The following is a 20,004-nucleotide window of genomic DNA, read 5'->3' on the forward strand; positions in this document are numbered from 1 at the left end:
TGTCTTTCCTCGCTCAGGAGGCGCCGACCTTTCCCCGAAACGTCCAGTAGCTGAAGCCGACATAAGCCAGGATGATCGGGACAATTCCAGCGATCGCGAAGAACGAGATCACCTGGGTGCGCTGTTCGGATGCTGCGTCCCAGATGTTCATGACGCCCGGAATGGCGTAGGGCCAGACACTCGCGCCGAGGCCGCCCAGCGAGGCGAGGAACAGCAATATCGCGCAGAGAAACGGCATCCAATCGCGCGGTCCGGACAACGACCGCAAAGCGCCGACCCACGCCGCCGCGGCGATGAGGGGAAGCGGCGAGAGCGACAGCAAATGGGAGGGCGTGAACCAGCGGTCGGCGATCGCAGGGACGCTCAACGGCGTCCACAGACTGATCAATGCGATCGCGGCCCCCGTAAGAAGAAGCGTCACGAGCGCGAACCTGCGGCCGGAGGCCTGCGTCGTTCCCTCGGTCTTCCATATCAACCAGCATGCGCCGAGCAGGCCATAACCGGCTGCGAGCCCGAGACCGGTTGCGACCGAGAATGGCGTGATCCAGTCCAGCGGACCGCCGGCAAAGTGGCCGTCGACAACGCGAATTGTCCCGCCGATGAATGATCCCAGGATGGCGCCCTGGCAAAAAGCTGCGATCGCAGAGCCCGCAGTGAACGCAGTCGTCCATAGCACCCGCAACGGTCCGCCCTGGGAGCGGAAACCGAACGAAACGCCGCGCAAGACGAGGCCAAACAGCATCAAGGCGAGGGGCACGTAGTACGCCGGGATGAGAATTGCGAAGGCTCCGGGAAAGGCCGTCCATAGCACCATCGCGCCGAGCACGAGCCACGTCTCGTTGCCGTCCCAGGTCGGTGCCAGCGTTCGGATCATGATATCGCGGTCGGCCGGGCGCGGCGCGAACGGCAGGAGGATCCCGACCCCGAGGTCGAATCCATCCAGGATGACATAAAGCGCGATGACAAAGGCCGCAGACACGGCGAACACCACCGGCAGATCGAGATTGCCCAGAATGCTCATTTGATCACTTCTCCTGCTGCGATGGCTGCATGGATGGCGCCGAGTGGCCGGCCGACGGGCGTTGTTGGTGTCTCGGTCTCGAAGCCGCGCCACACCAGCCGACCGCCATAGTAGAAGAAGCCGAGCAGCAGCAGATTGTAGAGCACCAGCGCGACCGCAAGCGATCCGAATACGGCCCCACCGGCGATCGGGGAGACCGCGTCGGCCGTTCGCAACTGCCCGTAGACGACGTAAGGTTGCCGTCCCACCTCCGTCACCGTCCAGCCTGCGAGCGTTGCGACAAAGCCGAGCGGTGTACCGACCAGACATGCGTAGAGATACCAATGTGTGTCGAACAGCTGCTGACGCCAGCGGAGATAGAGAGAGACCAACGCGAGGCCGAGCAGCAGCATTCCGCAGCCAACCATGATCCGGAAGGCGAAGAAGACGGGAATGACCGGCGGACGCTCACTCGCAGGGACCTCTTTCAGGCCCTTGACTTCGCCGTTGAGCGAATGGGTGAGAATGATGCTGCCCAACCAGGGGATTTCGATGGCGTAGTCGTTGCGCTCGGCCTTCTCGTCGGGCCAGGCAATGGCCGTCAGCGGCACCGATTTCGCCGTCTCCCATCGCGCTTCGATGGCTGCGAGCTTCATCGGCTGGAATTTACGGGTGTTGAGCCCGTGTTGATCGCCCACGAAGATTTGCAGCGGTACCAAAATCGTTGCCATCCAGAGGCAGAGCGAGAAGGCCGCGCGGGCAGGCGCCTGCTCCTTCGCCCGGCCGCGCAGCAGCCAGAACGCGGACACGCCGACAACGACGAAAATCCCGGTGATGAAGCTGGCGAGCAGCATATGTGCGAGCCGGTACGGCATCGAGGGATTGAAAACCACGCCCCAGAAATCCGTGGTGACGAACCGGCCGTCGCCGGTCATGGTGAAATCCACCGGCGTCTGCATCCAGGAGTTCGCCGCGATGATCCAGAAGGCGGAGATGACCGTGCCGGTTGCCACGATCACGGACGCCGCGAAGTGGACCCATTTCCCGACGCGCTTCTCGCCGAACAACATGATCCCGATAAAGCCGGCCTCGAGAAAAAACGCCGTCAGGACTTCGAGCGTCAGGAGCGGGCTGATGACGTCAGCCGTGACCCGGGCATATCGCGACCAGTTCAGTCCGATTTCGTAGGAGATGACCACGCCGGTCACGACGCCCATCCCGAATGCGAGCGCAAAGACCTTGGTCCAGAAAGTCGCGAGCTGGTGGTATGCCGGCTTGCCGGTCCGGAGCCACAAGGCATTCAAGGTGACGATGAACCATGCGATCCCGATCGAAAAGGCCGGCCACAGGATGTGGTAGCCGATCGTAAACGCAAATTGCAGTCGTGAAAGAATCACAGGATCCATCGGCGCACTCCATCGGCAGACATTTGACGGCTCCAGCGAGCAGGAGGGGGCTGTCCGCACATCCTTCAGTGTGTCGTATCGGCTCCAACAAATATTGTGAAAGCGTGCCCCCATTTGTCTGCATCGAGCCGTATCTTGCGCCGATCGCGGCCGCAGAGCCTTACTCTCAGGCCTGCGTCGCCGAAGTGACACCGCACCGACGCAGCAACGCTTTGGCAAAGCCGAACGGCGCGGGCGTGAACGGCCCTGGTGGTGCCCGCGTGATCCAGCACAGGCAGAACAGGCCGGTGATCGCGAGCCAAAAGCAGAGCGAGAAGCCGTCGATGAAAGCCAGGACATTGGCCTCGCGCGCGACGGTTTCCGAAAAAACCTGGATCGCTCGTGCCGAGGCCGCGTCCGCACCACGATCCGAGAGATGATCGGCGAGCGCGGTCAACCGATGGCTCACCTCGGAATCACCGTCTGCAACATGAAGTCCGAGATAGTTCGAATGGATCTGCTCGCGGACGCGTAGCCATGTCGTCATCAAGGCCACACCGACCTCCGCGCCGACCACGCGGATAACCTGGATATAGGCGGAGAATGCGGTTGCGCGCGACGAATCCGAGTTTGCGACCAGGGTAAGAATGACCGGCGTCAAGGTGAAGACCTGGCCGACCGACAGCAGGAGGACGATCAGACGAAAGTCCGGCGGCGCCCAATCGCTGGACAATTGCATGCCAAGAAGACCCACTGCGGCGAAAGCCGAGAGTCCGAAGGCAGCGACCCAACGGGCATCGAAGTGTCGAAGGACGACGATCGAAAGTGGTATCAGCATCAATATCGGCAGGGCGCCATACGCCAGCATCAGCGATCCATACTGCTCGGGACGCAGCAGCGTGACGGTCCCGAGGAAGCCGGGCACGAGGACGGAATTGGACAGGCTGGTCAGGGTGTAGAACAGAGCGGTTGCGAGGCCCAATCCGACGTTGCGCTTGAACAGCACGTTGATGTTGGCCCAGGGATCGCCGGCGTAAATTTCGTTGACAAGGAAGGCCATGAACAGAGCGCCGCCTCCGGCGAGCAGACCGACCACGATGCCCGACCCGAGCCAATCGAGCCGGTTGCCCTGATCGAGCCCCGCGTAGAACATCGACAACGACGCGCCGAACAAGAGCATGCCGGCCCAGTCGGCCCTGCGTAGGAGGCCGCGATTGATCTGGCATGGAGGTGTGCCGAGATAGACCAGCAATGCCATCAGCGGCGCAATCACGACGCCTTGCCAGTAGAACCATTGCCATCCGAGGTCCGCGGCAAACAGTCCGGCGGCGGCAAGGCCTATATCCTGCGTCAGGCCAACGCGCACGGCATAGAGGGCGATTGCCCAGAGCCACCACTGCTTTGGCAAGTGACGGAAGATGATCATGAACGTCGCCGGCACGAAGGTCCCCAGCAACATCCCGTAGACGATGCTCAATGCCATCAGCGTCTCGTAATTCCGCGTTAACGGGATGACATAGGAGACGACGGCAAACAGCAGGCTGGGCACGGCCAGGATGCGTCGCAGTCCAAAGGTCGTGACGAGCCAGACCACCGCCGGCGCGACGAATATCTGCGATCCGACGGAGGCTGTGTAGAGCCAGGCTCCCTCGTCGAAGCTGAGCGAGAACGCGCCGCGCAGATCGGGGAGGCCGTAGCCGATCAATCGTGTGTCGTAGTTGGTGAAAATGGAGCCAAGAACGACGGCTGCGACCGCGAACAGCGGTTGCGGAGTGATGCCGCCGAACGAAACGGGCCCGTGCCGATCGTCGTCGTCACTCATCCCCCGCCACCATCGACATGAATACGGGTGACGACGGACATGCCCGGCAACAGCTGAGCGAGCAGCGGCTGATGCTTGTCGAAGGCGATTCGCACGGGAATGCGCTGAACGACCTTGGTAAAATTCCCGGTCGCGTTATCCGGCGGGAGCAGCGCGAACTGGGAGCCGGACGCCGGCGAGATCCGCTCGACATGTCCGCGCAGCGGCCGGTCCGGAAAGCTATCGACGGCGATATCGACGGGTTGGCCCGGACGGATGCGCGTCAGCTGCGTTTCCTTGTAGTTCGCGATGACGTAGACGTCGGGGAGCGGCACGACATTGATGAAGTTGCGCCCGATGGTGACATAGTCGCCGCGCTGAACTTGCCGTTCGCTGACCACGCCATCAAACGGCGCGAGGATCCGGGTATAACCCAGTTTCAGACTCGCAGCGGCCAAAGTCGCTTTGGCGCCCTCGACATCCGCGGCACGCTGCTTTCTTGTCCCCTGGAGCACCTCGAGCTGGTGATGTTGTTCGGCGACAGCCGCGCGGCTGGCGCGGGTGTCGGCCTGCGCCTTGCTGTAAGCGGCGGTAGCCTGCTCGAGGCGCTGGCGCGTGCCTGCGTCGGTCTGCGACAGCGCTTGCTGCCGTTCCTGCTCCTGGCGCGCCTCGGTCTCGAGGGCCTCTGTCGATCGGAGCGTCGCTTCGGCCTGTGCGATGACAGCATATTGGCGCTCGATCTGGTCACCAAGAATCGCAAGAACCGCCTGCGATGCGGCCAGGGTGGCGCCCGCCAGGTCGACCTGAGCCTGATAGTCGGCAGGATCGATCTGAATGAGCAGGTCGCCCGCCTTGACCGACTGGAAATCGTCGACAGCGACGGACGAGACCTGACCGGAGATGCGTGTGCTGAGGCGGGTAACATCCGCGCTCACATAGGCATCATCCGTCGACTGTATGGCGGCCTGACCCGTCCAGGTGTTCCAGTGATTCGCAGCCAGGGCGATCAGCGCAACAACGATCAGCAGAACAAAGGCGGGAGCCAGGAACCGCAGATAGGACCGGGCTGCCGCAATCGCACGATGAGCGCGAAGCGGCTCGGGCGTGGCCGCGCGCATCAACATGTCCTTTGAATCGACTGGCATTGACCCTCACCGGTCAGTCGTTCGACGCGCGCGAGATCTCCCGCGGATTGGTTATGCTATGGCCGGGAGTGGAGCAGGGACGATTGGAGCACACCACTGCATCTGGCTCCCTTGAACGCCCGCCGCCATGCGTGTGGATTGCGGCCCACCGTGCGGCGAAACAAGCGGCACAAAGCCGATTGATCGACCAGGCCGCAGGCGACTGCAATTTGGCTGAGCGGCTCGTTGGTCGTGAGCATCAGCTCCTGGGCGCGTATGGTTCGCCTCGTCGTCAGATAGGAGTGCGGCGGCTGGCCAAAGCTCTTCTTGAATGCCCGGGAAAAATAGCTGGGGCTGAGATTGACCACGCCGGCAAGCTCGGCTGTCGTCAGCGAGACGCTCAGATTGGCTTCGATATGCGTTTTCAGGCGGCGCTCTTGCCAGGGGGCCAGCCGACCTGCGCTCGCGGACGGAGCATCTGCGTGCTCGTCCAGGGTCGCACGCAAAATGTCCATCACGCAATCGATCAACTGCCTGGCACGGGCGTGGTCGGAGACGACGACGGCATCCGCGCTCCGAAGCAGTTCCATCATTGTATGCGCAGAGGCAAGCGAAGACGGTTCGGCCGGCGTATCACCGTTCATGTTGCTGGCGATATGCGCCGGCATCGCCTCTGCGCCGCGAGACAGAGTGGTAGAGCCATCCATGGTTCACCCGGTTGGAAATTGGCGCTGGAACCATGCGCGCGGGCCACGCCAGGCGAAAGTTAAAGGTTGTAAAAAGAGGAGGGAGCCTCTGGCCGGCTCTGTCCTCCATTTTACAGCACAAACGGGAAAGTCTCGGCGGTGCTGATCAAGGCAGCGGGCGCCGAATAGCTAGGATCCATTTCGTTGAGAATGGTTGGCAGACGGAGTCGTGAGAGCCAGGAGCACGCAACATGAGAGATGTGTTCGAGTTCGCGGAGCTGAGCAAGGAGACGCCGGTCTCGGATGTCGAAGACCATGTCCTGCTGAAGGAGATGTCCCACCGGATCAAGAACGAATATGCAGGCGTCATCAATGCAATCTCCTTGCGCGCCCACAAGTCGCAGAGCACGGCAGTTCGGGCTGCGCTGACCGACGTAGCAACGCTTTTGATGCAGTTGTCGGATGTCCATCGGGCGCTGACGTGTCCGGCCGGCCGGCAACCAATCGAAGTCTGCGCCTATCTGCAGCGGTTGTGCGGCGCGGTGAGTGCTGCACGACTGAGGAATCGCAACATCAAGCTGCTGCTCGTCGAGTCCGAGCCACAGTTTCTTGCGGCCGAAAGCTGCTGGAAGCTTGGGCTTGCCGTCTCCGAGCTCATTACCAATTCGTGTCGACACGCATTTGGCCCGGCAGGCGGCGTTATCCGGATCGAACTGTCGAAGGACGGGCCAATGGTAACGTGCTGCGTCTGCGATAATGGCCGCAACCGGAGCAAGCAGCCAGCGGGACTAGGTTTGAAGCTCATGCAATCCCTGGTGCAGAGCGTCGGAGGCACGTTCAACCGCGGCTTTGGCGAGCGCGGCGCCATCACGCTGATCTCGATGCCCAGCGGCGGAAATCCCAGCGGCCTGCACTGAGAATTGCGCAGCGGGGCGTCGCCTTTACGTCTCTTTACTTGCTCGCAGGCAAGGCGAGGCCGATGTTCACAGATCGAGAGAGCCCACCGAATAGCAGGAGCGCGAGAGATGGCGGAAGCAAGGGCATTCGTAGCGGCCACACCCAACCTCTTTCAGACATTTAATCCGGCGACGGCTGAGAAGGGACTTGCCTATCCCGGGCATACCGTCGACCACGCATTGTCGATTGCCGCCAATGTTCATCGCGCACAGGTCGCGTGGCGCCGGGTGGGGTTTAGGGAACGCGCTCCCCTGATGAAGAACGCCGCCAAGGTCATTCGCGACAACAGCTCGCGCTATGCCGGGCTTATGACCGAGGAAATGGGCAAGCCTGTCACCGACGGCCTTGCCGAGCTCGAGAAATGTGCCACCTGTTGCGACTATTTCGCGGATGCCGCGGAAGGGTTTCTCAAGCCGATACCGATCGATATGAGTGCTGGCTATTCCGGCCCCGGTGCGCCGCCGAAGGCGTTTGCGACCTTCAATCCCCTCGGCGTCATCCTTGCGGTGATGCCGTGGAATTTTCCGTTCTGGCAGGTCATCCGGTTCGCTGCGCCGCATCTGATGGCTGGCAATGGTGGCGTCTTGAAGCATGCCTCCAACGTGCCAGGATGCGCGCTGGCGCTGGAGGAAATCTTCAGGTTGGCAGGATTCCCGATCGACCTGTTCCGAACGGTGCTGCTGTCGTCTAGGGATTTGCGGCCGCTGATCGAAGACCCCCACATCGCCGCGGTCACGCTGACCGGCAGCGTGGCCGCCGGCAAGTCGGTCGCCGCAACCGCCGGCGCAGTGCTGAAGAAGGGTGTTTACGAACTCGGCGGCTCCGACGGCTATATCGTGCTCGAGGATGCGGACCCGATCGCCGCCGCCAGGATCTGTGCGCGCGGGCGCATGGTGAACGGCGGGCAGAGCTGCATCGCGGCCAAGCGCTTTGTCGTGGTCGAGAGCGTCAGGCCGGCTTTCGAGCGCGCGCTGGTCGAAGAGATGAAGCGTTTCGAGATGGGAGACCCCAGCGATCCCAAGACGCTGCTCGGGCCGATGGAAAGCGTGCATTCGCGGGATCAGATCGCAAGCCAGGTCAATCAGAGCGTCAACAACGGTGCTAGGCTTCTGCTGGGCGGCGAGGCCCCGAAGCGCCCCGGCGCGTGGTTTCCGGCAACGATTCTGACGAACGTTCTGCCGGGCCAGGCGGCCCATGACGAGGAACTGTTCGGCCCCGTCGCTGCGGTCATATCCGCCAAGGACGAGCAGGACGCGATACGTATCGTGAATGCGAGCGAGTTCGGCCTGGGATCGGCGGTGATCACCGCTGATACCGCACGCGGCGAGCGCATCGCGGCGGAGGATCTCGACGCCGGGGCGGCCTTCGTCAACCAGAACGTCCGGTCCGACCCGCGTCTGCCTTTCGGCGGGGTCAAGAACAGCGGTTACGGCAGGGAAGTCTCGGAGTTCGGCATTCGAGAGTTCTGCAACATCAAGACGGTTTTCGTCGAGAAGCTGTAGGCGTGTTGAACTCAACCCGGCGTGGCCCGGAGCTTGACGCTGGACGTGCCGTTCTGACGGGGACGAACGTGAAGACTTTCATTGTCGGCATTTCCGGAGAGACCGGGTTCAGGCTGGCGCGCCTGCTCAAGCAGCGCGGCGATGAGGTCGATGGCCTTTATCGCCGGGCTGAGCAGGGCGAACGACTCCGCTCCATCGGCGTTGCCGGTACGCACGGCGATCTCGTTCGGATCGATGAGGCGAAGCTCGCAGCCCATTTTTCAGGGAGCGACGTCATCGTCTTTACAGCCGGCGCTGGCGAATCTGGCAGCGACGCGATGATCGACGCTATCGATGGTGACGGCGTGAGCAAATCGATCGTTGCCGCCCGGCGCGCGGGCGTCAAGCGCTTCATCCTCGTCTCGGTGTTTCCTGAAGCCGGGCGCCAACAAGGATGGGGGGAAAGCTTCGAGCATTACATGGCCGTGAAAAAGCGCGCCGATGTGGAGTTATCCCGGACCGAGCTCGACTGGGTCATCTTGCGCCCGTCCTCCCTTAACAATGAAAGCGGAGTTGGCACGATCAGCCTCGGGCCCGCGGAGTTCCACACCGATATTCGTCGCGACGACGTCGCGGCAACGATCGCGGAACTGATTCACACGCCGGCCCTGCGACGCAGGATCCTGGAATTGACGGAGGGGGCGATGCCGATTGAGCGCGCCGTCAGAATGCAGATCGAGGGCTGACCTCGCGCGGCCTGCGCGCGCGGCGCGGCGTCAAGACGAGGGATCGATTGTCATGAAGAGGCTCACGGCTTGGGAATTGATCTACGCTATCGTCATGGCAATCGCCTGTGCCGTCTCCTATTTCCTGACAACGGAGTTGCTCGGCGGCTTCATCGATCGCAGCGATACGCTTCTCGGCGGCATGTGGGCTGCGGTCGCAACCCTGTTCGTTTTCCGCGAGACTCGCGAGGGGAGCCTCTCGGCGGGGATATCGCGGCTGGCCGCGACCTTCGTGAGCTTCGTTCTCTGCTTCATCTACATCGCTCTGCTTCCTGTGAATGCAGCCGGCATCGGTCTGGTGATCGGCGTGGGGACCATCGCGATGCTGGTGCTGGGACGGCACGACGACATCGTGACCACAGGAATCACGACGACGGTCGTGCTCGTCGTCGCGGCCATCGACCCGACGCATGCCCTGGCGCAACCGCCGCTGCGCCTGCTCGACACGGTCGTCGGGATCGGCGTCGGCATGCTGGCGAAATGGGCCGCGTCTTATGCCCTGGCCCGTGCCGGCATTGCCCCGATGTCAGACAACGCGCTCCACGCGAAGGCGGGGCAGGCCGGGGCATGATGAGCTTCGGTCAGTTCAGTCTAGCCGCTTTTACATCTTTAAACTGGTTTTACTCCGACCACACGCCTCTACTGGCTGCGGAAAACGCCGGCCTGAGAGGAAGATCACGACGAAGCTTCCGTCGCAGCCAACGTTTCAGGGCAAGGCGATGATCAGGCCGCTGACTGCAGCATTAGATTGTCTCGTGCCGATCGTGAACATGGCAATATCCCCACCAGATGAAGGAACGCAGCTATGAAATCGTACCAAGGCGTTATGGGCTTGAGCCTCCTGACCGCGATGGTTGCGATCGGCCAGCCGGTCTTGGCCGCCCAGCCGAAAGCCAAGACCGCAGTGCTTGTCCATGGCGCATTCGCGGACGGATCGAGCTGGGAGAAGGTCATTCCGTATCTCGAGAAGGCCGGGCTCAAGGTCGTTGCGGTCCAGAACCCGCTCGACTCGCTGGACAACGACGTCGCGGCGACCAAGCGGGCCATCCGGAATGCGGAAGGGCCCGTCGTTCTCGTCGGCCATTCATGGGCCGGTGCCGTCATCACCGAGGCGGGGAATGACGACAAGGTCAAATCGCTGGTCTATGTGGCGGCTTACGCGCCGGACAAGGGCGAGTCGGTGAAGAGCGCGACCTCGAAATACCCCGATCCCGAGAGCTTGAAAACCTTCGTCAAGGATGCCGACGGTTATCTCACGATCAGCGAGGAGGGGATCAGGAAATACTTCGCGGCCGACCTTGCGCCCAAGGAACAGGCGGTCGTCGCCGCGACACAGGGACCGTTCCACATCAGGACGCTCGGCGCCACGATCAGTCAGGCTGCGTGGCGAGAGAAGCCGACCTTCATGGTCGTTGCGACCAAGGATGCGATCATTCCGCCGCAAATGGAGAAGGACCAGGTGAAGGCGGCCAAAGCCACCGCGATCGAGGTGCCTTCGAGCCACGTCGCGATGCTGGCTTTCCCGAAGGAAGTCTCCGAGCTGATCATCAAGGCAGCGGAGTGATGCGGCGCCGTTACCGATACGGATAGCTTCCCGCCGATCGGACGAATTTTGGGAGCCGCGCCCGTTTGGCGCGGCTTGATGCTTGGCAGGGAAGGTCGCGTTCGTCGGCTCAGCAACGCAGTTGAGGCGCTCGCCGGTTCCCGGCGGCGCCTCTCAAGGGGTTTAACGACTCTGGCTTCAGATGGGTCGATCAGGCTGATCGCGTGGCCTCGAACAGGAACCAGGCCCGCCGCTCTGCCTGGTCGGTCCAGCCGTCGAGCAGTCCCGAAGTGCCATTGTCCTTGGCGTCATCAACGAGCGCCTTGGCTTCCCGGAATGCACGAACCAGCGCGAAATTGTCTTCGCGCAGCTCGGCGAGCATGTCGCCGGCAGGCACGAACTCCGCGTCATTGTCCTTGATCGTCTGCCGGCGAGCGATGTCTCCGATCGATCGCAGGGTCGTATTGCCGGTCTTGCGAAGTCGCTCGGCGATGTCGTCGACGACCGAGAATATCTCCGTCGCCTGGTCGTCCAGCAACAGATGGTAATCACGGAAATGTGGTCCAGCCATGTGCCAGTGGAAGTTCTTGGTCTTGAAATAGAGGGCGAGCAGATCCGCCAGGATCGTATTGAGCGCGTCGGCGGCCGTGGTGGTGTTGAGCAGCGCCAGGGCTGACGCGGACTCAGATGTCGGAATGCGAGCTGGAATCATTGTCGTCTCCTGACCTTGATGCGGCGAGCCGCGATGGAATGTGATGAAAAAGGACGATCGGGGCGCTTCCGAGGGGAGGACTCGGGCGGATTGCGCCCCGACCTACGCATGGCGCGCCGCCATCCGTATGGCATTGGCTTTGGAAGGACGTGCGCTGATAGGCCAGACTTTCTGAAAGCCAAAGTCGTCAGGTATTTCCGAACCTGTCACAAGGGTAGAACCGCACAGCATCAGGCTCAACTAAATCGGTGTAACGGCTCGTAAAATCTCGCAGGGTACAGAATTTATCCGGCGAGGAATGCTCGTCGATCGACGCCTTATCTGTCGATCGGCAGGGGTGCCTCAGCGGCCACAAGTCCCTTCTTTCGCAGGGCTTGCCAGAACTCGGCGGGAATTCTGGTCCTGAGCGCGGAGTGGTCTTCGAGGATGCGCCCGGGCTTGCTGGCGCCGGGAATGACCGCGGCCGACGCTGGGTGTGCCAGGGAAAAGTGCAGCGCTGCTGCCTTGATCGGGATCTTGTATTCCGCGCACAGCGCCGAGATCTTCTCGACCTTGGTGGCAATCGCCGGCGGCACAGCCCCGTATTCGAAGTGGCGCCCGCCTGCGAGCACGCCGGAGCTATAGGGGCCGCCGATCACGATATCGACCTTCTTGCGCTGCGCGGCAGGCATCAACCGCTGCAGCGCCAGCTCATGGTCGAGCAGCGTATACCGGCCGGCGAGCAAGGTGGCATCCGGGGTCGCCTCGGTAAGGCCGAGCAGAAGCTCCACGGGTTCGACCTTGTTCACGCCAAGGCCCCAGCCCTTGATCACGCCCTCGTCGCGCAATTTCGACAGGGCGCGGAAAGCCCCCGTGCGCGCGGTTTCAAACATTGCGAGCCAGCGGTCGCCGTAGAAGTCCTGGGCGATATCGTGGACCCAGACGAAGTCGATATGGTCGACCTGCATGCGCTTGAGGCTGTCCTCGATCGATTTCATCGTGCCGTCGGCCGAATAATCGGGAACGATCTTGTTGGGGCGGCCGTGTTTGAAGATGTCGCCCTTGTCGCCGTGGTCCCGGCCGCTCGGATCTTCGACCTCGTCGAGGATCAGCCGGCCGACCTTTGAGCTGAGAACGTAGTCGGCGCGAGGTCGCCTGGAGAGCGCCTTGCCGAGGCGGATCTCCGCGAGGCCGGCTCCGTAGAAGGGCGCGGTATCGAAAAAGCGCGTGCCCGCGTCCCACGCTGCGTCGACCGTCGCAAGCGCCTCATCCTCGGGAATATCCCGATACATGTTGCCGAGTGGTGCTGTTCCGAACCCGAGCGGGCCTGCCAATAATGCTTCCCTGATTCTCATTTGAACCTCCGGTGACGATGACGTTGGCGCTGCCGGTGTGGCGCGGAGTGCATCGATCTCCGGCCGGCAAGAGCGCCTGTCCATTGGAGTCTATGTCGCGGATTTGCCGCTGACGAATAGCGATTTGTAAATCGAGGAAAATTGCTCGCGGCAAGAGCGATGCGGGACCGTGCAGCTCGGGTATCTGCCGGGCACTCTCGTTGTCCGACGTTTTACATCTCTTTACGGGCTTCGGCTCGCGCTTCCGATTATCTGTGACGGCGACAATGGTGTCGGTGTGGTCGAGCTCATCCGCAACGAGACATTGGTTGATAACGGATCTCCCGCATTTCGGCAGCGGAGCTGCCCTGCTCACACACAGGAACGAACGGAAGGTTGATACCATGAGTAAGGCAAAGGTGCTGGTCGTTGGATCCAATGCCACCCAGATCGAAGTCCAGGGAGGCAAATGGGGACCGACTGGAAACTATCTCAACGAAACCGTCGTTCCGATCATGGCGCTGATCGGCGCTGGCTACGACATTCAGCTCGCCACGCCGGACGGCACCAAGCCCCACATGGACAAGGCCTCTGACTCGGCCGCGCACTTCGGCGGCGACACCGCCGCCTACGCCCGCGCAAAGGCGTTCTGGAACAATGATCCCGCGATGAACCAGATCCAGCCGCTGGCTGCGGTGATCGCAAAGGGACTGGACGGCTACGCCGGGGTCTTCGTACCGGGCGGCCAGGCGCCGGTCGTCGATCTGATGCAGGATCCGCAGATGGGCGAGGTGCTTCGTCACTTCCAAGATCGTGCGAAGCCGACGGCGCTGCTCTGTCATGGTCCGATTGCCCTGGTCTCGGCGATGGCGCGTCCGCGCGAGTTTCGTGCGGCTTTGATGGCCGGTGACGAGCTGGACGCAAAGGACCTGGCCAAGAGCTGGCCATATGCCGGCTATCGGATGACGATCTTTTCCGCCTCGGAAGAGATATGGGTCGAAAAGGAAATCCTGCACGGCAAGATGTACTTCACCATGCCGCAGGCGCTCAGTGCAGCGGGAGGCGACGTGGTGACGACGAAGGTCGATTTCGAGCCCCACGTGATCGTCGATCGCGAGCTCATCACCGGCCAGAACCCGCGCTCCGATCATTCGGTCGGTGAGGCGCTGGTCAAGGCGCTCGATCAAGCGACCGCTCAACGTCAGCCTGGCGCCGCCGCTTCCGCCTGACCGGTCGCGGACGTCGCAGATCGCGCTGAGCCGAGCCGGGCAGATAGCAGGAGTTCATATGGCAACGACGCTGAACATCAACGGCCAGGACAGATCTTTCGAAGCGCCTGCCGAAATGCCCATGCTCTGGGTGTTGCGCGATATTCTCGGCTTCACCGGCACCAAGTTCGGTTGCGGCATGGCGCAGTGTGGCGCCTGCACGGTGCATGTCGATGGCAAGCCGGTGCGCTCCTGCGTGCTGCCCGTCGGCAACCTGCAGAGCCGCACCATTACCACCATCGAGGGTATCGGTGCGACGCCGGTCGGGGCCAGGGTGCAGAAGGCCTGGCTCGATCTCGAGGTCGTGCAGTGCGGCTATTGCCAGTCCGGCCAGATCATGTCGGCAGCCGCGCTGTTAGCCGCGACGCCGGATCCCGACGATTCCGATATCGATGCCGCCATGGCAGGCAACATCTGTCGTTGCGGTACTTATGTGCGGATCCGCGCCGCCATCAAGCAGGCGGCGGCCGCTCAGAAGGCGTAGGTGACGTCATGACCGCATCGCCGAATATCTCGCGTCGCCGGATGCTCGGCGGCACATTGGCAGCCGGTTTTGTGTTCGCCTTCCACGTTCCAATCGGAACCGCCGGGCCCGTGAAGGATGCAGGCAGCGGAACGTTCGCACCCAACGCCTATATCAGGATCGACGCCGACGGCCAGGTGACGTTGGTGATGCCACAGGTCGAAATGGGCCAAGGCATCTACACGGGCGTTGCCACGATTCTTGCCGAAGAGCTCGATGCAGATCTGACCCAGGTCGTGCTCGAGCACGCTCCGCCGAACGAGAAGCTCTATGCCAACGCGTTGCTGGGTGTTCAGGCCACCGGCGGATCGACCTCGATCCGCGCATTCTGGACCCCGTTGCGGAAAGCGGGCGCCACCGCGCGCGCGATCCTGATCACGGCCGCCGCCGAGCAGTGGCAGGTCGCGTCTCAGAGCTGCAGCACGATCCAGGGCGCGGTAGTTCACAAGGAAAGCGGCCGTAAGCTCGGCTATGGCGAGCTTGTGGAGGCCGCCGGCAAGCTATCACCGCCGGACGACGTTGCGCTGAAGGACCCCAAGGACTTCGTCCTGGTCGGAAAGCCGTTGAAGCGGCTCGATACGCCGGACAAGGTCAACGGCAAGGTGATCTACGGCATCGACACCATGATGGCCGGTTTGAAATTTGCGACGCTGGCGCAGTGCCCGGTGTTTGGCGGCAAGGTTGCGAAGGTCGACGACGAAGCCGCAAGGAAAGTCGCCGGCGTACGGCAGATCATCGCGCTGGACGATCTGGTCGCCGTCGTCGGCGATCACATGTGGGCCGCCAAGTGCGGGCTCGAAGCACTCGAGGTCAGCTGGGACGAAGGCAAGAACGCCGACCTCAGCTCCAGGGACATCTGGGACCATCTTCGCGCGGCCAGCGAAGGTGAAGGTGTCGTCGCAAAATCCGTCGGAGACGTCGCCAAGGTGCTCAATTTCGGCGAGTCGCATGACGCGTCCTACGAGATGCCGTTCCTTGCCCATGCGACGATGGAGCCGCTGAACTGCACCGTCCATGTCACGCCGGATTCCTGCGACGTCTGGGTGGGAACGCAGATCATTGCGCGCGCACAGTCGGTCGCAGCAAAGGCAGCCGGTCTTTCGGAAAACAAGGTGACGATCCACCAGCATTTGCTCGGCGGAGGGTTCGGTCGCCGGCTCGAGGTCGACATGATCGCCGCCGCCGTGCGGATCGGCAGCAAGGTCGATGGGCCGGTCAAGATCGTCTGGACGCGCGAAGAGGACATCCAGCATGACCTCTACCGTCCGGTCTATCGCGACAGCATTTCGGCGAGGCTCTCCGGCGACAAGGTGATCGCCTTGAAGTACCGCGTCGCTGGCTCGTCGGTAATCGCGCGCTGGCTGCCGTCCGCCTTCAAGAAGGGCATCGATATCGACGCCGTCGACAGCGCCGTCGACATGCCCTACGACATTCCGAATTTCCAGGTCGATTATGTCCGCGTCGAGCCGCCCGCCGTTCCGACCGGATTCTGGCGCGGCGTCGGTCCGAACAACAATGTGTTCGCGATCGAATGCTTCATGGACGAGCTGGCGCGTAAGGCGAACAAGGATCCGGTCGCATTTCGACGCGACATGCTCGGCAAGACGCCGCGGATCCGGCACGTGCTGGAGCTCGCGGCGGAGAAGTCGGGTTGGGGCCAGCCCTTGCGGCCTCGGGTCGGCCGCGGCATCAGCGTGCAGCCGACCTTCAACAGTTCGATCGCGACTGTCGTCGAGGCGGAGGTGGACACCGGCGGCGATGTCTACATTCGCCGGGTGACGCTCGCGGTGGATTGCGGCCTCGCGGTCAACCCGGACACCGTGGTCGCGCAAGTCCAGGGCGGCATGATCTTCGGCCTGACCGCCGCCTTGTATGGCGAGATCACGGTGGAGAAGGGCCGCATCCAGCAGTCGAATTTTCACGACTATCGCATGCTGCGCATCGACCAGATCCCGAAGATCGATGTTCACCTCGTGAAAAGCGGGGAGGCGCCGGGCGGAATCGGCGAGGCCAGCGTGGTCGGCGGACCTCCTGCGCTGCGTAATGCCATCTATGCGGCGACGGGTGTTGCCTTGCGCCGGCTTCCGATCGACCGGCAATTGATCGCGGAGAAGAAGTCGTGGTTGTGAGAACCATTGTCGTGAAATCCGTGATCGGCGCCGCGATTGCCGGCGCCGTCGTTGGGCTGGGCGCGATCTGGTACGTTCGCGGGCCGGGGCCGCTGGCGTTCACCGGCGGCAAGAACGTCGCCGTGGCGGACTACAAGGACGGCGACCCGACCGGCGTGCCTGCAGATATGAGGCAGGCCAGCCTGCTCGAGCGCGGCAAATATCTCACGGAGGCGGCGGACTGCGTGGTCTGCCATACCGGGCCGGGCGGCAAGAAATATGCTGGGGGCTTTGCGTTCAAGCTCCCGTTCGGAACCATGTATTCGACCAACATCACGCCGGATACGGAGACGGGCATCGGCAAGTACACCGACCAGAAATTCCTCGACGCGATGCATCGCGGTGTGCGCCGCGATGGCGCACGGCTTTATCCGGCGATGCCCTACACGTCCTATACGTTCGTCACGGACGCCGATGCGCTCGCGATCAAGGCCTACCTCTTCAGCCTGGCGCCGGTGCGCGCCGTGCCGCCGGCAAACACGCTGCTGTTTCCGTTCAACCAGCGCTGGGCCATGACGTTCTGGTCACTGGTGTTCAATCCCGATACACGCTTCCAGCCTGACGCGTCGCAAAGCCTGAAATGGAATCGCGGAGCCTATTTGGCCGAGGCGCTGGCGCATTGCGGCGAGTGCCACACACCGCGCAATATCGGCTTTGCGCTGGATAACCGGAAGAAATTTGCCGGGGCGCCGGTCGCAGGCTGGCACGCGTCCGATATCTCCTCCAACAAGGTTAGCGGCCTCGGCGGCTGGAGTGATGATGACATCGCCTCCTATCTCGCGGCCGGGCATGTGTCAGGTCACGGCACGGCGTCGGGGCCGATGGGCGAGGCCGTCGATCACTCCTTCAGCAAGATGACGAAGGCCGATATCGAGGCGATGGTGACGTTCCTGCGGAGCGTTCCTCCCGCTGCGTCATCCGGCTCTTCCGCAAAGACGGTGCCCGCGCCGGTCTCCCACAAGGATGGCGTGACCGCCAGCCTGCTCGGCAAGAAGGTGTTCGAGGGCGCTTGCGTGAGCTGCCACGGCTGGAGCGGCGAGAGCGTGGTCTCGAAATTTGCAACCCTGACCGGCAGCGCCGCCGTCAACGACCCGAGCGCGATGAATGTGGCGCAGATCGTGATCAGCGGCACGAGGCGCCTGACGCCGGAGGCCGCGCTGTCGATGCCCTCATTCGGCCATGCCTTCTCCGACGACGAGATCGCCGCAGTCGTCAACTACGTTACCGCGCGCTTTGGAACCAAGGGCTCGTCGCTCACGGCGCGCGATATTGCTGACCTGCGGGCGCAGAACTAGGACCTAGTGCGAAGCGAGACATAGCCCGCTCGAGACATGGGACTTGTCATGCCGTGCTCATACGACTGCCTCACGCTCGAGGATGCGAAGCAGATGTTGTCCGCCGCCGAAGCGAAGGCGACGAGTCTTGGTATTGCGTACAATATGGCGGTGGTCGATGCCGGCGGTCATCTCCTGGCGTTCCTGCGTCAGGACGGCGCGCTGATCGGAAGTATCGATCTTGCGATCGACAAGGCGGTGACCGCGCGATTGTTCGACAAGGCGACATCGGACCTCGCGCAACTCGCACAGTCGGGAAGGCCGTTGTTCGGCATCCAGCAGAGCAATGCCGGCAAGGTCGTGATCTTTGGTGGAGGAATCCCCGTCGTGTTTGATGGGCGTGTGGTCGGTGCTGTCGGCACCAGCGCAGGCACAGTCGAACAGGACATTGCGGTTGCCGAGGCGGCGATATCGGCGCTTGGGCCCAAACCGAAGGGAGAGCTTGCCCGATGACCTACGATCAATTCTTTTCCGCAGCACTTGCGCGGCTCCACGAAGAACGGCGCTATCGCGTGTTTGCCGACCTGGAACGGATCGCCGGGCGATTCCCGCACGCAATATGGCATTCCCCGGATGGTCCGCGCCCGGTCGTGATCTGGTGCTCGAACGATTACCTTGGCATGGGCCAGCACCCCAAGGTGATCGGCGCCATGGTCGAAACGGCAACCCGCATGGGTGCCGGCGCCGGCGGCACCCGCAACATTTCCGGCACCAACCATCCGCTGGTCGAACTGGAGCGCGAGCTGGCCGATCTGCACGGCAAGGAGGCCGCGCTGGTCTTCACCTCGGGCTACGTATCCAACGAGACCGGCATTGCGACCATCGCAAAACTGTTGCCGGACTGCTTGATCCTGTCCGACGCCTGGAACCACAATTCGATGATCGAGGGCGTGCGGCGCGCCGGCGTGGAGAGGCGGAGATGGCTTCACAACGATGTCGGGCATCTCGAGGAATTGCTGGCGGCGGAGGCGCCCGAGAGGCCGAAGCTGATCGTGTTCGAGGCGATCTACTCGATGGACGGCGACGTCGCGCCGGTAAAGCGCATCTGCGAGCTCGCAGAGCGCTATGGTGCGATGACCTACATCGACGAGGTCCATTCGGCCGGAATGTACGGGCCGCGCGGAGCCGGCATTGCGGCCCGTGAAGGCGTCCTGCATCGCATCGACGTGGTCGAGGGTACCCTCGCGAAGGCGTTCGGCTGCCTTGGCGGCTACATTGTGGGAAGTGCCGACGTCATCGATGCGGTGCGCTCCTATGCACCGGGATTCATTTTCACGACCGCGCTGCCGCCGGCGGTCTGCGCCGCCGCGACCGCGGCGATCCGGCATCTCAAAACGTCGCAATGGGAGCGTGACCGCCATCAGAAGCGTGCGGCGCGCGTCAAGTCCGTGCTGGATGCGGCTGGCCTGCCCGTCATGTCCAGCGAGACGCACATCGTCCCGCTGATGGTAGCAGACCCCGAAAAATGCAGAGCAGCCAGCGATCTCCTGCTTAGCGAGCACGGTATCTATGTCCAGCCTATCAACTATCCGACCGTCCCGCGTGGCACCGAGCGACTGCGGATTACGCCAACACCCTACCATGACGATGTCCTGATCGAGGCGCTGGCTGAAGCGCTGGTCAATGTGTGGAGTCGTCTTGGTTTACCGCTGCGACAGCACGCCGTCGCGGCAGAGTGAAACGCGTAGCGTCGTCGCACGGTGCGCGGTTTCACGTCGTTGAGACGTCGTGTGACCTTCACGAGCGAAGCGGAAGACGCTCGTGACGCAACGTTGGATGGCGCAAGATCTGCCCGTCAGTTGATAAGCGCCAGTTCAAGGACTTCCAACACTGGATTGCAGCAATCATCTGCTCACGGAATGATTGGGCGCGGGTCTGCAACGACAATTTGTAGCAGCACGTCCCTTGGCGGCAACATCTAAGG

18 protein-coding genes are annotated in these 20,004 nt (G+C 62.6%); 11 read left to right on the top strand and 7 right to left on the bottom strand.

Features of this window, described 5'->3' with window-relative positions:
• Positions 1-13: 13 nt before the first annotated feature.
• The 5 genes from QA645_RS17255 to QA645_RS17275 form a co-directional block, all read right to left on the bottom strand.
• Entirely contained in the window at positions 14-1,021 is a 1,008-nt protein-coding gene (locus QA645_RS17255; protein ID WP_283051721.1) for a cytochrome d ubiquinol oxidase subunit II, read from the bottom strand.
• Complete coding sequence (locus QA645_RS17260; RefSeq protein ID WP_283051723.1) at positions 1,018-2,406, bottom strand: cytochrome ubiquinol oxidase subunit I; 1,389 nt, start codon at positions 2,404-2,406, stop codon at positions 1,018-1,020. The genes QA645_RS17255 and QA645_RS17260 overlap by 4 nt, the downstream gene beginning before the upstream one ends.
• A 166-nt stretch (positions 2,407-2,572) precedes the next feature.
• Positions 2,573-4,207, bottom strand: coding sequence for an MFS transporter (locus QA645_RS17265; RefSeq protein WP_283051725.1), 1,635 nt, complete (start codon positions 4,205-4,207; stop codon positions 2,573-2,575).
• Positions 4,204-5,304 (bottom strand): HlyD family secretion protein, encoded by a 1,101-nt coding sequence (locus tag QA645_RS17270; protein ID WP_283051727.1) that lies wholly within the window; start codon positions 5,302-5,304, stop codon positions 4,204-4,206. The genes QA645_RS17265 and QA645_RS17270 overlap by 4 nt, the downstream gene beginning before the upstream one ends.
• 83 nt (positions 5,305-5,387) lie before the next feature.
• Positions 5,388-5,978, bottom strand: a complete 591-nt coding sequence (locus tag QA645_RS17275) for an AraC family transcriptional regulator (protein WP_283051729.1) — start codon at positions 5,976-5,978, stop codon at positions 5,388-5,390.
• Between the two features lie 269 nt (positions 5,979-6,247).
• On the opposite strand from QA645_RS17275, the gene QA645_RS17280 reads away from it, so the two are divergent.
• The 5 genes from QA645_RS17280 (at position 6,248) to QA645_RS17300 (ending at position 10,783) form a co-directional block, all read left to right on the top strand.
• Positions 6,248-6,913: a sensor histidine kinase gene (locus QA645_RS17280; RefSeq protein WP_283051731.1), complete on the top strand. Its 666-nt coding sequence runs from the start codon at positions 6,248-6,250 to the stop codon at positions 6,911-6,913.
• A 108-nt stretch (positions 6,914-7,021) separates the two neighbouring features.
• Entirely contained in the window at positions 7,022-8,455 is a 1,434-nt protein-coding gene (locus QA645_RS17285; protein ID WP_283051733.1) for an NAD-dependent succinate-semialdehyde dehydrogenase, read from the top strand.
• Between the two features lie 68 nt (positions 8,456-8,523).
• A complete protein-coding gene (locus QA645_RS17290) occupies positions 8,524-9,180 on the top strand; it encodes an NAD(P)H-binding protein (RefSeq protein WP_283051734.1) in 657 nt (218 codons plus the stop codon).
• A 52-nt stretch (positions 9,181-9,232) separates the two neighbouring features.
• Positions 9,233-9,790 (top strand): FUSC family protein, encoded by a 558-nt coding sequence (locus tag QA645_RS17295; protein ID WP_283051735.1) that lies wholly within the window; start codon positions 9,233-9,235, stop codon positions 9,788-9,790.
• Positions 9,791-10,024: 234 nt separating this feature from the next.
• Complete coding sequence (locus tag QA645_RS17300) at positions 10,025-10,783, top strand: alpha/beta hydrolase (protein ID WP_283051736.1); 759 nt, start codon at positions 10,025-10,027, stop codon at positions 10,781-10,783.
• Positions 10,784-10,973: 190 nt separating this feature from the next.
• On the opposite strand, the gene QA645_RS17305 is transcribed toward QA645_RS17300, so the two are convergent.
• Positions 10,974-11,474, bottom strand: coding sequence for a DNA starvation/stationary phase protection protein (locus QA645_RS17305; protein WP_283051738.1), 501 nt, complete (start codon positions 11,472-11,474; stop codon positions 10,974-10,976).
• Positions 11,475-11,791: 317 nt separating this feature from the next.
• Positions 11,792-12,808, bottom strand: coding sequence for an aldo/keto reductase (locus tag QA645_RS17310; RefSeq protein WP_283051740.1), 1,017 nt, complete (start codon positions 12,806-12,808; stop codon positions 11,792-11,794).
• Between the two features lie 383 nt (positions 12,809-13,191).
• Here QA645_RS17310 and QA645_RS17315 point away from each other — a divergent pair, with 383 nt between their 5' ends.
• From QA645_RS17315 to hemA, 6 genes are read left to right on the top strand one after another with little or no spacing between them, the layout of a single operon-like run.
• Positions 13,192-14,016 carry a type 1 glutamine amidotransferase domain-containing protein gene (locus QA645_RS17315; RefSeq protein WP_283051742.1) on the top strand — a complete coding sequence of 275 codons (825 nt, stop codon included), beginning with the start codon at positions 13,192-13,194 and terminating at the stop codon, positions 14,014-14,016.
• Between the two features lie 58 nt (positions 14,017-14,074).
• Positions 14,075-14,539, top strand: coding sequence for a (2Fe-2S)-binding protein (locus QA645_RS17320; protein ID WP_283051743.1), 465 nt, complete (start codon positions 14,075-14,077; stop codon positions 14,537-14,539).
• An 8-nt stretch (positions 14,540-14,547) separates the two neighbouring features.
• Positions 14,548-16,707: a xanthine dehydrogenase family protein molybdopterin-binding subunit gene (locus QA645_RS17325; RefSeq protein WP_283051745.1), complete on the top strand. Its 2,160-nt coding sequence runs from the start codon at positions 14,548-14,550 to the stop codon at positions 16,705-16,707.
• Between the two features lie 11 nt (positions 16,708-16,718).
• Complete coding sequence (locus tag QA645_RS17330) at positions 16,719-18,041, top strand: cytochrome c (protein WP_349253192.1); 1,323 nt, start codon at positions 16,719-16,721, stop codon at positions 18,039-18,041.
• A gap of 48 nt (positions 18,042-18,089) precedes the next feature.
• A complete protein-coding gene (locus tag QA645_RS17335) occupies positions 18,090-18,533 on the top strand; it encodes a heme-binding protein (RefSeq protein ID WP_283051749.1) in 444 nt (147 codons plus the stop codon).
• Entirely contained in the window at positions 18,530-19,759 is a 1,230-nt protein-coding gene (gene hemA, locus QA645_RS17340) for a 5-aminolevulinate synthase (protein ID WP_283051751.1), read from the top strand. Before QA645_RS17335 ends, hemA begins: the two co-directional genes overlap by 4 nt.
• Positions 19,760-20,004 lie beyond the last annotated feature (245 nt).

It is taken from the genome of Bradyrhizobium sp. CIAT3101, from assembly GCF_029714945.1.
Taxonomy (GTDB): Bacteria; Pseudomonadota; Alphaproteobacteria; order Rhizobiales; family Xanthobacteraceae; genus Bradyrhizobium.

What these genes read in the sequence shown, in the direction of transcription:
- QA645_RS17280 (WP_283051731.1), top strand. Translation starts at nt 6,248, where the DNA reads ATGAGAGATGTGTTCGAGTTCGCGGAGCTGAGCAAGGAGACGCCGGTC.
- QA645_RS17315 (WP_283051742.1), top strand. Translation starts at nt 13,192, where the DNA reads ATGAGTAAGGCAAAGGTGCTGGTCGTTGGATCCAATGCCACCCAGATC.
- QA645_RS17295 (WP_283051735.1), top strand. Translation starts at nt 9,233, where the DNA reads ATGAAGAGGCTCACGGCTTGGGAATTGATCTACGCTATCGTCATGGCA.
- QA645_RS17270 (WP_283051727.1), bottom strand. Translation starts at nt 5,304, where the DNA reads ATGCGCGCGGCCACGCCCGAGCCGCTTCGCGCTCATCGTGCGATTGCG.
- QA645_RS17335 (WP_283051749.1), top strand. Translation starts at nt 18,090, where the DNA reads ATGCCGTGCTCATACGACTGCCTCACGCTCGAGGATGCGAAGCAGATG.
- QA645_RS17265 (WP_283051725.1), bottom strand. Translation starts at nt 4,207, where the DNA reads ATGAGTGACGACGACGATCGGCACGGGCCCGTTTCGTTCGGCGGCATC.
- hemA (WP_283051751.1), top strand. Translation starts at nt 18,530, where the DNA reads ATGACCTACGATCAATTCTTTTCCGCAGCACTTGCGCGGCTCCACGAA.
- QA645_RS17255 (WP_283051721.1), bottom strand. Translation starts at nt 1,021, where the DNA reads ATGAGCATTCTGGGCAATCTCGATCTGCCGGTGGTGTTCGCCGTGTCT.
- QA645_RS17310 (WP_283051740.1), bottom strand. Translation starts at nt 12,808, where the DNA reads ATGAGAATCAGGGAAGCATTATTGGCAGGCCCGCTCGGGTTCGGAACA.
- QA645_RS17325 (WP_283051745.1), top strand. Translation starts at nt 14,548, where the DNA reads ATGACCGCATCGCCGAATATCTCGCGTCGCCGGATGCTCGGCGGCACA.
- QA645_RS17275 (WP_283051729.1), bottom strand. Translation starts at nt 5,978, where the DNA reads ATGCCGGCGCATATCGCCAGCAACATGAACGGTGATACGCCGGCCGAA.
- QA645_RS17300 (WP_283051736.1), top strand. Translation starts at nt 10,025, where the DNA reads ATGAAATCGTACCAAGGCGTTATGGGCTTGAGCCTCCTGACCGCGATG.
- QA645_RS17305 (WP_283051738.1), bottom strand. Translation starts at nt 11,474, where the DNA reads ATGATTCCAGCTCGCATTCCGACATCTGAGTCCGCGTCAGCCCTGGCG.
- QA645_RS17260 (WP_283051723.1), bottom strand. Translation starts at nt 2,406, where the DNA reads ATGGATCCTGTGATTCTTTCACGACTGCAATTTGCGTTTACGATCGGC.
- QA645_RS17320 (WP_283051743.1), top strand. Translation starts at nt 14,075, where the DNA reads ATGGCAACGACGCTGAACATCAACGGCCAGGACAGATCTTTCGAAGCG.
- QA645_RS17285 (WP_283051733.1), top strand. Translation starts at nt 7,022, where the DNA reads ATGGCGGAAGCAAGGGCATTCGTAGCGGCCACACCCAACCTCTTTCAG.